15 protein-coding genes, 2 tRNA genes and 1 pseudogene are annotated in these 15,999 nt (G+C 44.1%); 7 read left to right on the forward strand and 11 right to left on the reverse strand.

The window, feature by feature from the left end:
* Positions 1–1,583 precede the first annotated feature (1,583 nt).
* Positions 1,584–1,688, forward strand: a pseudogene (locus tag MHI24_RS07850) (excalibur calcium-binding domain-containing protein); the annotation flags it as partial.
* A gap of 32 nt (positions 1,689–1,720) precedes the next feature.
* Here the strand turns inward: MHI24_RS07850 and MHI24_RS07855 are convergent.
* Entirely contained in the window at positions 1,721–2,203 is a 483-nt protein-coding gene (locus tag MHI24_RS07855; RefSeq protein WP_340025087.1) for a hypothetical protein, read from the reverse strand.
* A gap of 781 nt (positions 2,204–2,984) precedes the next feature.
* Here MHI24_RS07855 and MHI24_RS07860 point away from each other — a divergent pair.
* The 4 genes from MHI24_RS07860 (at position 2,985) to MHI24_RS07875 (ending at position 7,737) form a co-directional block, all read left to right on the forward strand.
* The gene (locus MHI24_RS07860) at positions 2,985–4,190 is read left to right on the forward strand and encodes a cohesin domain-containing protein (RefSeq protein WP_340025088.1); all 1,206 of its coding nucleotides are present in this window, start codon (positions 2,985–2,987) and stop codon (positions 4,188–4,190) included.
* 203 nt (positions 4,191–4,393) lie between these two features.
* Positions 4,394–5,188, forward strand: coding sequence for a hypothetical protein (locus MHI24_RS07865; RefSeq protein WP_340025089.1), 795 nt, complete (start codon positions 4,394–4,396; stop codon positions 5,186–5,188).
* Positions 5,189–5,463: 275 nt separating this feature from the next.
* Entirely contained in the window at positions 5,464–7,404 is a 1,941-nt protein-coding gene (locus tag MHI24_RS07870; protein ID WP_340025090.1) for a hypothetical protein, read from the forward strand.
* Between the two features lie 3 nt (positions 7,405–7,407).
* Positions 7,408–7,737 (forward strand): hypothetical protein, encoded by a 330-nt coding sequence (locus MHI24_RS07875; RefSeq protein WP_340025091.1) that lies wholly within the window; start codon positions 7,408–7,410, stop codon positions 7,735–7,737.
* A gap of 280 nt (positions 7,738–8,017) precedes the next feature.
* Here the strand turns inward: MHI24_RS07875 and MHI24_RS07880 are convergent, their stop codons facing one another.
* From MHI24_RS07880 to MHI24_RS07900, 5 genes are all read right to left on the reverse strand, one after another.
* Positions 8,018–8,281 carry a hypothetical protein gene (locus MHI24_RS07880; RefSeq protein ID WP_340025092.1) on the reverse strand — a complete coding sequence of 88 codons (264 nt, stop codon included), beginning with the start codon at positions 8,279–8,281 and terminating at the stop codon, positions 8,018–8,020.
* A gap of 134 nt (positions 8,282–8,415) precedes the next feature.
* On the reverse strand, positions 8,416–9,294 hold the full coding sequence (locus tag MHI24_RS07885; RefSeq protein ID WP_340025093.1) for a hypothetical protein: 879 nt from the start codon (positions 9,292–9,294) through the stop codon (positions 8,416–8,418).
* A gap of 336 nt (positions 9,295–9,630) precedes the next feature.
* Positions 9,631–10,452: an alpha/beta hydrolase gene (locus MHI24_RS07890; protein WP_340025094.1), complete on the reverse strand. Its 822-nt coding sequence runs from the start codon at positions 10,450–10,452 to the stop codon at positions 9,631–9,633.
* 2 nt (positions 10,453–10,454) lie between these two features.
* Positions 10,455–10,895, reverse strand: a complete 441-nt coding sequence (locus tag MHI24_RS07895; protein WP_340025095.1) for an A24 family peptidase — start codon at positions 10,893–10,895, stop codon at positions 10,455–10,457.
* Positions 10,896–11,052: 157 nt separating this feature from the next.
* A complete protein-coding gene (locus tag MHI24_RS07900; RefSeq protein ID WP_340025096.1) occupies positions 11,053–12,813 on the reverse strand; it encodes a CARDB domain-containing protein in 1,761 nt (586 codons plus the stop codon).
* Between the two features lie 21 nt (positions 12,814–12,834).
* On the opposite strand from MHI24_RS07900, the gene MHI24_RS07905 reads away from it, so the two are divergent.
* Positions 12,835–13,065, forward strand: coding sequence for an N-terminal phage integrase SAM-like domain-containing protein (locus MHI24_RS07905; protein ID WP_340025097.1), 231 nt, complete (start codon positions 12,835–12,837; stop codon positions 13,063–13,065).
* A gap of 126 nt (positions 13,066–13,191) precedes the next feature.
* Entirely contained in the window at positions 13,192–13,446 is a 255-nt protein-coding gene (locus tag MHI24_RS07910; protein WP_340025099.1) for a tyrosine-type recombinase/integrase, read from the forward strand.
* A gap of 127 nt (positions 13,447–13,573) precedes the next feature.
* Here MHI24_RS07910 and MHI24_RS07915 read toward each other — a convergent pair.
* From MHI24_RS07915 to pyrF, 5 genes are all read right to left on the reverse strand, one after another.
* A tRNA-Ile gene (locus MHI24_RS07915) sits at positions 13,574–13,647 on the reverse strand.
* Positions 13,648–13,694: 47 nt separating this feature from the next.
* A tRNA-Met gene (locus MHI24_RS07920) sits at positions 13,695–13,768 on the reverse strand.
* 86 nt (positions 13,769–13,854) lie between these two features.
* Positions 13,855–14,019, reverse strand: a complete 165-nt coding sequence (locus tag MHI24_RS07925) for a hypothetical protein (protein ID WP_019909365.1) — start codon at positions 14,017–14,019, stop codon at positions 13,855–13,857.
* Positions 14,020–14,524: 505 nt separating this feature from the next.
* Positions 14,525–15,166 carry an orotate phosphoribosyltransferase gene (gene pyrE, locus MHI24_RS07930; RefSeq protein WP_340025100.1) on the reverse strand — a complete coding sequence of 214 codons (642 nt, stop codon included), beginning with the start codon at positions 15,164–15,166 and terminating at the stop codon, positions 14,525–14,527.
* The gene (gene pyrF / locus MHI24_RS07935) at positions 15,163–15,879 is read right to left on the reverse strand and encodes an orotidine-5'-phosphate decarboxylase (RefSeq protein ID WP_340026630.1); all 717 of its coding nucleotides are present in this window, start codon (positions 15,877–15,879) and stop codon (positions 15,163–15,165) included. Before pyrF ends, pyrE begins: the two co-directional genes overlap by 4 nt.
* Positions 15,880–15,999: the final 120 nt, after the last annotated feature.

Below are 15,999 nucleotides of genomic sequence, written 5' to 3' on the forward strand. Positions count from 1 at the left end.
AACTTGTAATAACTAAAATTGTCTTTATATTAATCACCTCAGTCTAATGTTTGACATAGAAGGACAAGTACCATAGATTGGCTAACTAATTATACCAAGCATGCCGTCTGGCAGAACATAGTCACGCACTCTCATATGTCCTAAAATGTACGGGATTACATGGACGAGTTGGAGCTGCAGGAAAGACTATAAAGGGTCTGGCTGTTTCCGCGGAATGCCTTTTCATTCGCAAAACGCTGAAAGGCTATGAACTAAACGCTCTGAGTTTGACCTCCGGACTAAGTAGGGATGAGCTAACCTCTTCTCAATTTGTCCTGATAAAATGAGCTAATTCATCATGGTCCCATCGGCACCTGAAAAACGCATTGGCTCATAGCGCTTGGCGTAAAGTATTCGAGCTTTGCTTTTTTTCCGTCTTTTCATGTAAGCGTCTCATGTGACTAACCCGAGTAAAAGCAAGCGTGCCGGCGCCATGAAACGGACTAAGAGGAATTAGAGAAAGCCGAGCTTGTTATTCTGAATAATTGGAAATATCTACTTATTGGCCTAGAGGAAGCCGAAATGCTGTTTCCGGTCTTTGCCGCCAGCTATGAGCGCCGTATTCTAGTCCTAACCACGAATTGGAACTATCAATAGTGTTCCCCCAACAATAGCACTTCTCTATGATACGGCCTCAATATAGTTCGTGTTTCTCTCTGTATATTTTCTTCAAACAAAATAACGCCCTGCCAGCCTAAGCCAACAGGGCGATTGCGCCGATACTTTCGGACTACACGCCGGTGCTTCCGATCCGTGTAGCTTCACATTAACACGATTGTAACAATCTGTAAATCGACAATTTCTAGTCATAAAGTGGCTACGGCCATAGCAACCCAGCGGTCAGAAATGGTGCCAATGGCACAGAGATCCGGGTCTTTACTGACAGCAACTTTTCTTCCTCCCAAATAAAAACACACATCAACCATAGAGTAACCACCGCTCGTTCCATGCCTATACATAATCCAAGCAGTCCAACCAATTTTACATCACCTGCCCCCAATGATCGGGGGCTGATCGTGAAGACCAGGAACAACACTGCGCCTGGGACCAGTCCCCATAAATATTCGGGACTGAATCCTATCCTGAGCACTAGCAGTGATAAAATTGTTGGGTACGCCAGCTTATTTGATATCCGCCGCTCCGTGACATCCGTGTAGCTGAACCAGCAGCAAAGCATAATTAGGGATACTATCAGCAACATATTGACTGTGGCCATCAATCTATACTCCTAGTTCCGGAAATAGCAGTTGCAGGCCACAAACCACGATTACCTCCAGCAGTGTACATAAGTTAGATATCATGTTTTCCTCCCTCATACGAGCCTTCTCGTTACTTCACAAGTAAAACCCCAGCGAGAACGATGGGGTTAGATGTTTACTGTTTATTTGATCAATCTGACATTCTGCACATCATCATACATACTGCCATAGTTTTCTACTTGCTTCGTGATACAAGTTACTAAGCTATACATCCCTGCAGGATCGGTGGAAATTTTAATCAGGTAATAGCCATCTGTAGCCGTCACCGAGATGAATTTTCGGTAGAGTTGTTCAGCTTTTCGTGCTGCCGGTGCTGCCCCGATGTATGCCGGAGAACCAGGATACTCTCAAAAACTTGATCGAGACAGTGACGGCGAAGCGTGTGAATAGATTTAACCCCGAATAAATTATCCGGGGTTTTATTATGTACTAAAGCCGTTTTTAATTATGCGCCCCAGTTCTGAGGTATACTTGGTAAGTCGTAAGCTTATCTCAGTGCGCATCACATCCCGTGTGAGTCCAAATCGCTCCTCGTAACCACGGCAAAAGACTTTATGATATATGACGAAATCGGTATGTTCGTCTAGGACAAAACGGATGTTCCTTTGCTTCAGCTCCTTCTGAAGTCTTTGAGTATCCTGCATGACCTTTCTTTGGATGGCCTCACCGGCTAGCAGACAAGCCCGCTTAAGGATGCTGCTGGAGTGCTCCAGTTCTCGCAGACTCTTGGTGACCATCGTATCTATATGAGGTAACAAGATCAGATCCCTTATTATGGTCCGCTCTTCAGCAGTGAGCATCCTATTACTGCCACCAGCCGCCTGTTCCGCTTTCTCATACGCCTGAACGTGCTCCGTCATGAGCATCTTAGTCTTCCAACGCTCGTTGCCATCCAACTTACTCATAGCAACCTCCTAATGGTATAGCCAGTAATCCCACGCTGCGCCGTCTGTGCGCCTCCCTGCGGTGCTGAATCATCTGATAAATGGCGTTCCCATCCCTCCACTATTACCGCTGTCTGAATGGGCTTACCCGCATCCCATACTATATAATGCTCTGCCGCCAGCACTTTAAAACCTTTGATCACATCCGCCGGCCTCCGCCCGCTTAATTTCCCCAGTTCCCGGATCGTTGGCATCCTTTTAAAAGGATACTTAAACTGGACGATGATCCTAAGCAGCTTACGCGGGGTATCGTCAAGCATGCTGCCGCTCCGGCACCGGACGCCAAGACAAAATATTGGCCGTCAGGAACACACGGGGCTGGCCGGTGCTCAAACAAGTAGCCCGGATTCGACCGCCCCGAATCCCGCGCACCTCATTTTCCGTTGTGTGATCTTGCCCGCTTTGTCCAGATATATCAATTCTATGGTTTGGCCGATGCTCATCTTCATGACTGATCGCCTCCGAATTAAATAAGAACACTTGTTTGTATTATACCCAAACAAATGTTCTCTAATCAATCATGATTATATGCCTATCTTCCCATTATTATGTACTTTTAATGTCTTAAATCTATATATCCCAAATATAAGAATTAATGTTTAGACATATCCCAATTATTGCCTTAGGATAGTCCAGGCAACTGAATACAAATTAATCTACGAAAGGGGAAATAAGACTGTTGTATATTGAGTACATAGAAAACTATTAATGATGACTTAAAAATTATTGTGAGGTGGGTTAATTGAAAAAGGTATTATTAATCATTGTTTTATTGTTTGCGGCGCTGCCTATGCAGGGGGCTTTTGCAGCCAACTATGACCCAGACAATTATATTGATGGGGTTAAGTATACGGTGACTGATACCGGGCAGGATGTAACCAGTATTTTAACAGACAAAAAATACGGTACATCAAATCCTTATATTACGCTTAAAGCTTATGGTACCAAAAATAGTAGATTAACAGTGGAATTTGCTGCGCCTGTTAATATTGCGTATATAACGATACGGGCACAGTATCCGGCTTTTGTAGCTTTTTATGGCGAAGACGGTGCTTATTTAGGGCAGACCAATGCTAACCGCGATCCTGTTGTTTCAAGGTACAACAATGTTAAGAGTGCGCAGATATACCATCCTTATGACTTTGATAATCAGATTTATGAGGTAGGGTTTCATGCTTTCATATCGGATACGCCGACACCAACGCCGACGCCAACTGCTACACCAACACCGACCGCTACACCTCAACCTACACCAACAGCAACACCTGAACCTACACCAACAGCAACACCTGAACCTACACCAACAGCAACACTTGAACCTACACCAAGCCCTACTCCAACACCAGCACTGGAGCCCACTCTTGATGTAGCCATCGCACCAGAAAAGATTGGTTTAGGCAAAGAATTTACAGCTGATGTATCCCTAAAAAATGTGAAGGATATTTATGCGGAAGACTTTGAAGTGAAGTACGACAAGGAACACTTGCAATACCTCGGGTTTGAAGAGGTAACCGGCTTTAAGGTGTACAATAATCCCGTTGATAAAAACGGCGTTGTCCGCTTTGTAGTAGCCAGCCAAGGTGAAGAATACGGCATCAACGAAGACACAGTTGTTGTAAAACTCAAGTTTAAGGCCAAAGCCAAAGGTACAGCCATTGTCGATGCAACCAAAGCGAGGATTGCAGATACCGAAGAGGAATATGACCTGGAGAAAGATAACTGCCTAGAAGACAGTGTAATCATCGAGGCAACAGACGTCAATAAGTCTGGTACGTATACTCTTGTTGACCTTGCTATTGATGCCAGGTACTTCAAATATTTTGCGCCTGATGTTGATCCGGTAAAATACAATGCAGACCAAGCCGGCGATGAATATGTAAATGATGATGACTTGCTTTTTATTGTTGATCAGATTTTAAACAACCCGGATTATTTGCCGAATACTTAACTAATGAATAAAAAATGAGCTCGCCGACCGTTTAAGGTTGACAGGCTTTTTAACTTTTCTTGAGTTAACCACCTGTTTCCATAATTATGTACTTTCGATGTCTTAAATCTATTTATCCCATATATAAGATTTTTTGTTTAGACAATACTCACCTTTAATTTTACTATTACAACATCTAATTCTATAAAAGGTGGAATATATAAGTGTCTAAAAGATTGAAAGTTATTTTTTCATCATTGGCAGTGGCTTTAATCATCGCTCTAGTTTCATCGCTTTATCCAGCCTCTCCGTCGTATGCTTACACCGGTGGATTATTAAATGGGAAGAGTATAAATTACGGTCCGAATGAAATTACGATAAATGGAACGTTTTCAGAACTTACAGATAATAATGAAACTACATCTTACAGTTTAGGAGGATATAACTCACCTTCTATTAAAACTATTTGGTACAAATTTCCTGAGGTTGCCTCAATTAATGCTTATCAGATAAAAGCGATCACAAATAAAATGAAATTTAGTTTTTATGATCTTACTGGTAATTTGATAGGAGATGTGGCTTCACCTGATGTTAGCGGCACGAAAATTGATGGGCTTTCATTTGATAATGTCTCTAAAATTGCTATAACAAATACTACAAATTCTGCATTTGGAATTTATGAAGTTGACTTTTTTGGGGAGGAACATGCTGCTTCAACACCAACACCTGAGCCTATACCAACCGTAACACCTGAACCATCACCTTCCGCAACTCCAGAAGTACCTTCGGGTGGTCGTGCGATTCTCACAATCACTTTAACCACTGGTCTAGATAAAGAATTCGATCTTCCTATTTCTGAAGTTAATGAATTTCTTAACTGGTACGACTCGACGAACGGATCTGCTCGGTACGGAATTGATAAGCACGACAACAACAAAGGCCCGTTCAGTAAACGAACTGAATACGTAATACATGATAAGATCCTAACCTTTGAAGTAAGTGAGTACACAGCTCAGTAAAAACAAAACCGTCTGGCATACGCCAGGCGGTTTTGTTTTTATCGACTCAGCCTTCATTCTCATAATTGTGTACATTAATCGAAAACATCTAATAAATCCATTTTTTAGGTTTTAATGTTTAGACATAGTCTTTTTTTCATAATAGTATTTTTTTGTAGATTTCAAAGGTTGAAATTTTTTTGATAAAAAAATCTATATTATAAAAAGGAGGCGTGCAATAAGAACGGCATACGAACTAAAGTCAGAGACTTAAGTTATATAATGGAGGGTTAACATTGAAACGTAAAATATTAGTAATACTCTTAGTTTTCAGTCTATTAATTATTCCGAGTACTCGAAATCTTCCCCAGGTACACGCTACTCCATTGTTGAAGGAACCAGTTAAGTGGGCAATAAAGGAGTTAATCAAAAAAGAGACAAAATCCGCAGCAGAATCCATTTTGGTAAAGCAAGGTGTAAGAACAACAGAAAAAAGGGCGTTAGAGAAGGCGAATGAACGGTGGTTTCAGAGGCTTACTGCGGAGGAAGTTGCGGGCGTGCAAAAGGCTGTAGAATTTGCGGTCCCTAGTGGTACGCCTGGTTGGCTTAAGACAGTTGTAGGTGCGGGTATGTGGATTTCGGGTGCGGATTTAGCTTATGAGATTTACGACTATATGCGCCCGTCTAATGTTGGTGTTCCTGATTCCGTGTCTTACTATACGACTTCGGATTATACACAAAATGATCTTACTGGCATGGTTTTAAGTTCCGATAAAATTGAACGGTTCAAACAGTATCGTCCTATATATGCTTGGCTTGACCCTGTAGTACACTCCTTTGCAGACGGAATTGTTGTTAAAGTTGATGGTAAATTTTATTTCCGGTTGCATGGAGTGGATTACCTATTTACCAATGGTTACGATTATGAGAATACCGCAACATATCCTCATTATGTAGACTCGTACGATTGGAACAATGGTTACTGGAGCTTATTTGCTTTACCACCTGAACCTACATCAAGTGTAGATAAGAATTTTGTGTATATCGCATTAGCTTATCCTTATGGCTCTCAAATTATTTACGCTCTCAATCCAAGTACGAGTGAAGTAGAACGAAAAGGTTTTTTGGATGCAGCTTATCATTCTAACATGTCTTATGGTTACGCTAAAGTTCCGAAGTCTGTGCTTGAAGCAGATATGAGTACAGGTGTTGGCAGGTACAGTGTACTGATTAACAGCAGTGAAGGCGGTGACTATGAAATTGATCGCAATGCTAAGACAGCCCCGGAATTGGTTCCTATTCCTGATGAACTTAAAGAGGCATGGCCTAATGATTCTGAAGGCGTTGAGATTTTGTTTCCTGATCCGGATTTCTTCCCAGATACTACCGCGACGATAATCGCCAATCCGCAAATTGTGACCAACCCAGTGCCTGAGCCTAAACCGTCTGCACAGCCTACAGTAGCGCCTAATCCATCCGCGCAGCCTACATCAACACCTAACCCGTCTGCACAACCAACTGCCGAGCCAAGTCCATCTATAGAACCTACACCAAATGTTGATCCTACACCGTCAGCAGTACCAAGTACACAACCTACTAATCCTCCTGTTATAGGTGGGGAAGATCCTAATCCAACATCATCACCAGACGACGATGACGACGATGGCTACAACGGTCCACCTATTGACTTTCCTGAAACTCCAGAGGAAGCGATAGCTGAAGGTTGGGAGGATGTTACTCCTCCACTTATAAAAGAATATAAAGATCCAAAGACAGGTACTGTGGTGAAATTTAATACTAAGACATGGGAGATCACTTATAATAAATATTATGAAGTTGAAATCATAAATCCTCAAGGAAAACCGATTGGCGAAATTGATGAAATTGATATGGAAAAAGAGATTTTTTATGAAGATAAAGCTGCTAAAGGTCTTGAAATTATTAATCCCTCAACAGGCCTACCAGCCCAAACCGCGCAACAATGGGCCGAAAAACAAATATTAGACAAAACACGAAAACGTATTGATGAAGCTCTCAAAACTGGAATCGCTACGCGAGCAACAAAAAGTGGATCTAAAATAGTACCAGATATTGAACTAATCAGAAACTTCAAGGAGTTTGTTTTTAGGCTAGATGGAGATTCTGCAGATTTAATACAAGCGACTGATAATGTTGTAAATCAGCTTAGAGAGGAATATCCTGATTATAAATTCAGTGCTACCTATGGAGGTAAATAGTATATGACAGTAAGCGCATTTGTTCTTAATGCACAAAATGATTTTGAAGAAAAATTTTTCATTCCAATTGCTGGTGAAGCTTTTTTTTATAAATGCTGGGTACCTGGAATTCAAGCTTTAAAGTTGAAATGGTTGAGTTGTTTTCAGGTAGGTCTTGATACAAGATTGGAAGATTTGCCCAACTTATTTGCAGAACTAGAGCAATTGAAAAAATGGGCAGACCTTAATCTTAAGGGTGATGAGAAAGAACATTTCTTTACGAGAGTAACCTTATTTGAGGAACAATTACCAAAAGCATTTCAACGTAAGGACGCTGTTGTTTTTATCGGTTAAGAACTTAATTTAACAAAGAAACTTTACACGCATTAACCCCAAAAACACAAAGACCCGTCAGGCATAAGCCCGGCGGGTTATTTTATGTACGCTCTGAATTCAAAACGATCTCGTTTGAACCATTTCCATGCAATCTTAACCATACACGGATGATACCCTTCTACTTCTGGATAATCATTATATTGGTGCCAGACAGATACTTTCGTTTGTGAAATGTCCGCAATCATGAAGTCTGTATCGCTCTCTAGGACTTTATATGTAGTACTCAAAACAATCACTCCTACGTATAGTAACGAATCTTTAATGTACTACTTTTGCCACTCGGCGTAGAGAAAAGAATCTCATCAATTCTCTTTTTATAATCGTACATCGCTTCGCAACAAATTGGCATCCTGTGATTTCCATCTTGCGCAGGGTATCCACCAAGGTTTTTATGAACCTCACCAGATACTACATCTACATACTCTGCCCCTGCCTCACGAGCTTCATCTACTAGTCTTTTAACTTCGCGGAGAAATTCACTTCTTTTTGGAGTTTGACTCATAACTCATCCCGCTTTCTGCTTATATACGACCAGTATATTTTATTTGGAACATTATGTATATGTAGGTAAGAGAACTTTTCCTGAACACAAAGAAATACCCCACCAGTAATGGCGGGATAGGCTAAGACAATATTCTATTCTGCGGAGTATTCGTCCACACTGAATGTAAGTATCTTATCAAAGATTACATAATCTTTACGGCTGGTAAATGGCCCTTTGTTGTTATCATGTTTATTAATACCATAATGGGCCGATCCAGAGGCAGTGTCGTACCAGTTTAAAAAGGCATTGACCTCAGACATAGGAAGATCAAATTCTTTTTCAAGTCCATTGGTCATCGTTACGACCAAGATTGCTCGGTTACCTGTTGGCTGTTCTGGAGTCGGTGACGGTGTTACCGTAGGTGTTGGCTCAACGGTTGGTTCTGGTGTGATAGTAGGCGTTGCTGTTGGTGCTATAGTCGGCTCAGGTGTCACAGAACCTATAGTAACTTCCGTAATATCGATCCAAGTTTGACTTGAAGTAGCTACTATTCGAATCCCGCTATATTTTCCGGGGGTTATTTCGAACGGATCAAGAATGGTATAGGATTTAAGAGCATGGTGTTCCACACTTTTAGTAATATTGCCAGTTATCTTTACCCAAGTGTCGGACTTTAAACCGTATAAACTATAGGTAACATCAGATTTAGGATTTGCAGTGGCCGATAACTGAACAAAATCAAGATATAGTTCTTCAGGAAAAATAATATCTAGTGTGCCATTGTACCCCCCACTGTTCCAAAAACTTTCTAAATTCGAATCTATTACATTGTTAGGGGTCATATCGAGATATGACTTATTTGCAGATGCTATAGTACCTGCAGGCGGTGTTACTCCCTGCATTCCATTAACTACTTTCCCGCCCTCAGCATATGAAACATCCCCTTGAACTGTTGGGTGGATTAAAATAATAGATAACAATAGACTCACCGCCATTACCAACTTACTTATAATGCTCATTCTCTTTTTCACAAATGTCCATCTCCTTTAATATGTATGCTTCAAGCCTACAACAAAAAGAGGCGAACAAACAGTCTGTTTCTCGACAGCAATTTACAATACACTTAAGGGTTATTGAGGAAATATGTGGAATGATAAAGAAGTGAGGGAACAGGTGAAAGGCATTGCAGAGGTATCTGCTGATCCTGATCGAGCTTCGGACTCACCAGGGATTTGATTCGCACAGAGATCAGCCTGCGGCTGACCCGATAAACGGCTGTTTAGCTAAGTCTCTAGAGTTTAAAAAGCCCGTCAATCATATCAGATTGACGGGCTTTACCCTTGAAACTCATATCATATTAATGACGATTAAATATAATTAGCAATACACTTAGCTACTTTTTTGTATTCTCCGATAACGGACGTATGTGTCCCAAACTCCAAATAATAACTAAGTGAACCCACAATACCTGCTAAAAGGCACTTGCTACTCTCAGCTGTAGCCGTCATATCCGTCCCACTATGCACTACTAAAGTAGGGACATCCAACTTAGGTAGCATATCAGTTAAGTCGCATGATTGTAACGCTTTAATATCTGCAATACAAGCTGCTGCGCTTACTGACATATCCGGAATGCGGGCAATTAAGTCTCTGGTTCTTTCCTGGTTGTTGATAGCTTCAAATTCACCGATCATCATTTGCTGAAATGCTGCTACTAATTGATCCCCGGACATTTCACTAAAAGGTGCCATGCTAGGCCATGATGCTGCGCTCTGAAGTAAACCTAGTTTTGTTACCTTCATTCCATCTATAACAGCTTTAGCTGCTACAGTCCCACCCATTGAATGACCAAATACATAAAGCCCCTCTGTAAATATAGCACTATCTTGCATGGCTTTAACAAATCCACACACGATATCAGACAAACTACTTATTGTTTCAAGCGGATCTCCTCCAGATGCTCCATGTCCGGGATTATCCATTTGAAATACACAAACATCAGGTCTTAGCAAGGCTAATTCATTACACATGTCAGTGGTAGTTTCAGCATTACCGAGAGCTCCATGTAACACTAATACTGTTTTTTCAGGCAAGGTACTACCAGCATAACGACTATAATAAGCAATCGGAATGCCCCCCACTTCAATAACTGCTTTACCAACAACTACTGCATTTTTCGTCTCATTCATCACTAACAACCTCCAATAGTTTTAATAGAAATTTGTAGAACGACAAATAACCCCAAGCTGAGAAATGGGGAAAGGGGAATTGAGTTAGGTAATTTACCTGAGCGGAGTTTTGTATATCCGAGATACAGATATACGAAAATACACATCATTAACAATGCCGAAATAGTTCGCTCAAAACCTACACTCATTCCAATTAGAGCGATTAACTTAATATCTCCAGCTCCAAGAGCTCTTGGGTTGATCATGAAGACCAGGAACAACACTGCAGCCGGGACCAGTCCCCATAAATATTCAGGGCTGAATCCTATCCTGAGCACTAGCAATGATAATATTGCTGGGTACGTCAGCTTATTGGAGATCCGCCGCTCCGTGATATCCGTGTAGCTGAACCAGCAGCAAAGCATGATTAAGTGTATTATCAGCAACATATTTACTGTGGCCATCAATCTATACTCCTAGGTCCGGAAATAGCAGTTGCAGGCCGCAGATCACGATTACCTCCAGCAATGTACATAAGTTAGATATCATGTTTTCCTCCTTCATACGAGCTTTCCGTTACTTCACAAGTAAAACCCCACCGAGAACGATGGGGTTAGCTATTTATTTGGCCCGTCTTACATTCTGCACATCATCGTACATGCTGCCGTAGATTTCTACTTGCTTCGTAATACAAGTCACTAAGCTATTCATTCCTGCGGGATCAGTTGAAATTTTAATCCGGTAATAGCCATCTGTCGCATTCACAGAGGTCATGTATTTTCTGCTTTGATAGACTTTTCCAGAGTCAGAGGTGATCTTCGTTAAAGGTAACTCCCAGGTAGCGTTATTGCGGTCCCCGCTAGTCTTCTCCAGCTTAACTTGCCGCTCGTACTTCCAGTTCGAGTCATAGAAGGTAGCGTACACCGCATCAGGACCGTAGTAAGTTCCCCCTAACGGATAGGCTGTTCCTTCCAGGCCTGTCGGTATCTTAGTCTCCCAATTAGTGTTGTACGTTGTATTCACTTTAAGCTCAATGCCGTAACCGGCTCTGGTAATTGTATTGGCATCCTTTCCGCTTCTCTTGGCGTAAGGTATAATCTCCCAGGAACCCCGACTCTCCCTGTCCGTCTCTTTGGGGCGATTAAGATCTGTTGCTATGCCCTGCTTGGTGTTCACTTCTGCAGAGATCTTCAGATGCTCCTGGTACGTTACAGGAGTATTGCTCCAGTTAGGGTCACCGTAGTCGGTGTAGTACTCAGTGAAATAGTGAGTCTTACCATCCGCCGTTGTGTAGCTTGAAGTGTAATACTTCGTAGGATAACCAGTGATCACTGGATAGGATACAGACCATTCGCCAGCAGCCTCCGGCTGATTACATTCGCTTCCACTTCCTGAAGCTCCTGAGACGACACTACAGCCTGTCGTGACTATGTTATTGCTCCTATTCTGATCTACCTTTTCTTTCTCGGGATCAACGGAGAGCGTAAGATTGTGAATTCCTGTCGAGGTGCCTGTCCAATTAAAAGGACCCACGGTTAGCGTCTGACCCGCAGCAAAAGATTTTCGCGTCTCATAGATTTTGCTGGCGTTATCGTATAAGCGAATGAGCACATCATTCTGGTCAACTTCGCTGTCGTTCTTCACCTTGCCGGTGATGCTTGAATGGCCTCCCTTGGTGATGGAACTTGGAGATGCTGTGATCGATACCGCAATGAGATCCGCCTTCGGAGCTACACGTTCAATCATCCATTCCCCATGTAGCTTATTGTTGTTGTACGCTGCTGCCGGTGACTCTAGCGCCCGATCCTGATGCACCGGATTGTTAATCGTAGCATCGACTTTGATGTAGTACTTCCCTGGATTATCACCAATTTCGATTTTACCGAGCATGTAGTTGAACTCCTGCCCATTCACTATTGTCGCAGGAAGAGATTGGTTCATCGAAGCCAGCGAAAACTCTGCGGTAAGTACACCGCCAATCTTGACTGCAGCATTCATTGGCATCCCCCGCGTATTCGCATAATCGGAAGCCATAATATCATCTCCGTCATAACGGAACTTCACCCATAGCTGTCCACCGTCCGTAAGAGTCAACTTGGTAGGAACGAAGTCCAATGCTTGCTCATCTGGAAGCGTAATGCTCTTAATGGCTGTCCGGCCATAACCATCATCCACGATGATATCTACGTCTTTGCCGAGGACTTTGGAGATATCCTTCGCATTCACGCTTACATTGCCGTTATAGACCGTTTCAGCAGTGTGAATGAGTTTACCATCCGTTAGACTAACCACTTTGGATAAGTCCGGAAAAGCCCCCTTCGGGACTGCGATCACCCGAATATCCCGTTCAGAGTATCCGTAGGAGGAGAAAGTGATATTCAATGCGTTACCTTCAACATTACTTTGGAAAAGTATCTTTACGAATATCTTGAGACTCACGCAAAACCAAATTTTAAACCAACATCATACGATACAGAAAAAACTATTATCGAAGCCCGAATTATTCCGGTACTCGGCAAAGTAAAATTGCAGGCACTTACCCCGCGTGCCATCAAGGGTTTTTATGCTGAACTCAGAAAGAAATATTCAAAAGATTATGAAGAACATTCTCGGAGTGCTGAAACGCGCGCTTAGACTTGCCTATACAGAATCGGGGTTACTGGCAGAAGACATCATGAGTAAAGTGTCCATGCGGAGCAAAGTAAATGTAAACGAACAAAAAGAAATGCATTCTGGACCATTGAGGAATTTACTCACTTTTTGCAATTCTCAAAACATCATGTTCACCACATTGCTTTTTCATTAGCAATATACACTGGAATGCGGCGCGGTGAAATTCTGGGGCTCCGATGGAAAGATATTGATTTCGAAAAGAAAGAGCTGAAGGTTATTCAAACAGCGAATTGGACGCGGGATGGATTGGTGATCCGGCGGCCCAAGACAAATGATTTGATCCGGCGGGTCAAGCTCTTTCAAAACTCAATAAATTCGCAGAAAAACAGCTCGAAACTGTAGAATAAAAATCTTCGTTAGCAAATCCGTTAGCAAGCTAAAAAATACGGCCTTTCTCGGCACAAGTATATTCAATCCTATCAGCCTACATACAGCAAAAAACCCTTACATAGTAAGGGTTTAAGTGAAGTGGGCCCTACAGGACTCGAACCTGTGACCAATCGGTTATGAGCCGACCGCTCTAACCAACTGAGCTAAGGGCCCGGACTAGGATATCCGTTATATACAAGTGCTGTCCGGTGGGAAGGTAATTGCGGGGGCAGGATTTGAACCTGCGGCCTTCGGGTTATGAGCCCGACGAGCTACCGGGCTGCTCCACCCCGCGTCAGTTCACAAATATTCAAACAGCGACAATAGATAATATACAATATAGACAGGGATAAAGTCAAGGAGGATTTTGGTTTTTATGGGCTAAGGCAGAAAACGTACGCCATACCGGCCCTTGCGCGAACGGTATATTTCCACAAAACGCGGATCATGATACCCGTAGATCCAGCCGTCCTGCTCCAATCTTTTGGCGAGACAGCCTGCTTGAAACCGAGTTCTGAACAGCTTGGCGAAATAGATCCAATTCATGATGCCTTCTTCTCCTTCATCTCAGATAATGTATGCCCCGGTGCTACTTATCATGCCCAGTCTTGCAATAAAATCTGTGGATTGCCGTGCGGAGAGGATGGCAATTTCTGTGCGTGCTGCTTCAACCCTTGGATTACAGACGCTGCTGAGTATAAGCGGGAATAGTCCAGGAGTGGAGCAGATGATGATGAGGCTCGAATCGGAAACAGTTGGATTTTGCACACTTGCTTTGCCGAAATTTGTTGGTTTCAAGGAAATAAGTGGATTTATGTTATCTAAATTCTGGTGGTTTCTTCGTTATCGTCTGTTTCGGGCAGCAACAAGTGTCTTTTATCCAACTACAATCCTCAAAAGCTTGAGTATGTATCCAATAGTTGCTCTAATTCCACTTGCTTCCCCAGAGGAGGATCTTACATCACGTCGTCAAAAGCCGAAGGCCCAAGGAAACAAAAGAAGCCCTATCCCCCAACAACGGGGAACCAGGCTTCTCTCTGCTACCACAACCCTACACGCCGAAGGCGGCAGGGTCCTTGCGCCAGGATTGCAGCAGCGCTACGTCGCTCTCGGCAATCTTGCCTTGAGCCAGCGCTACATTAATTAGCGTGCTGTAGTTGGACAGGCTCTGCAGCGGGAGTCCGGCTGCGGCGAAGGCATCTACGGCGCGGTCCAGCTCGTAGCTGAAGATGGCCAAGACGGCCAGCGGGAGGCCGCCTGCTTCCTGCACAGCCTGTGCGGCCTTGATTGAGCTGCCGCCGGTGGAGATCAGGTCCTCGATGACGATGACCTTCTGGCCGGGGGCGATCAGCCCTTCGATCTGGTTCTGCTTGCCGTGGCCCTTGGCCTTGTCGCGGATATATGCCATCGGCAGACCGAGCTTATCGGCCACCCAGGCGGCGTGCGGGATACCGGCGGTTGCTGTCCCGGCAATGACCTCAGCGTCCGGATAGCTGGCTCTGATCAGCTCTGCGAAGGCATCCGCTATGTAGTTGCGTACGGCCGGGAAAGACAAAGTCAGACGATTGTCGCAGTAGATCGGCGACTTGATGCCGGAGGTCCAGGTGAATGGCTCCTGCGGGCGCAGGGCCACCGCTCCGATCTCCAGCAGATGGCTGGCTACCTGCTCACTTCGATTCTGGAATTCGCTCATGCTTGGCTCATCTCCTCAATAATAGTTAATGCCGCAGCGCGCGGGTCTGCCGCTGCTGTAATTGGGCGGCCTACTACCAGATAGTGGCTGCCCTGCTGAATGGCTTGTCCGGGAGTCATAACCCGGGACTGGTCGTCCAGGGATGCACCGGCCGGACGGATGCCCGGAGTGACCGTGCGGAAGTCCGGTCCGCAGGCCGCAGCAATGACTGCGGATTCCTGCGGCGAAGCAACCACGCCGTGCAGCCCGGCCTGCGCTGCAAGCTTCGCGTAACGAACGACTGTATCAGTCACTGTTCCGCTAATACCGATCTCACTGTTCATTACTTCCTGGCTGGTGCTGGTCAGCTGGGTGACCGCAATGATCAGCGGCATGTGCAGCGACGGCTTCAGGCTGACCGCCTTAGCTGCTCCTTCCAGTGCAGCGGCCATCATAGCAGCTCCCCCGGCGGCATGGACGTTGAACATGTCCACACCAAGCCCGGTCAGACTCTCTGCGCCGCCACGGACGGTGTTTGGGATATCGTGCATTTTGACATCCAGGAACACCGAATAGCCGCGCTCCTTCAGCTCCCGGATGAAATCCGGCCCCGCCGCATAGAACAGCTGCATTCCAACCTTCATGTAACAGGGAATGCCTTCGAGCTGCTCAATCAGCACTCTTGCCTGAGCTGCATCCGGGTAATCCAGAGCAACCATCAGGCGTCCGGCCATTTCATTCCACTTCTCAATCTGTCCGACATTCTCATGCCCCTGCTGCTGCTCTGCTGCTGTCCGCTCCATTCGCCAACCTTCTTTCTTCGTTATGTTATCCATCGCCCCAAGCTGCAAGGT

This window comes from Paenibacillus sp. FSL K6-1096 (genome assembly GCF_037977055.1).
In the GTDB taxonomy this organism is placed as follows: domain Bacteria; phylum Bacillota; class Bacilli; order Paenibacillales; family Paenibacillaceae; genus Paenibacillus_AQ.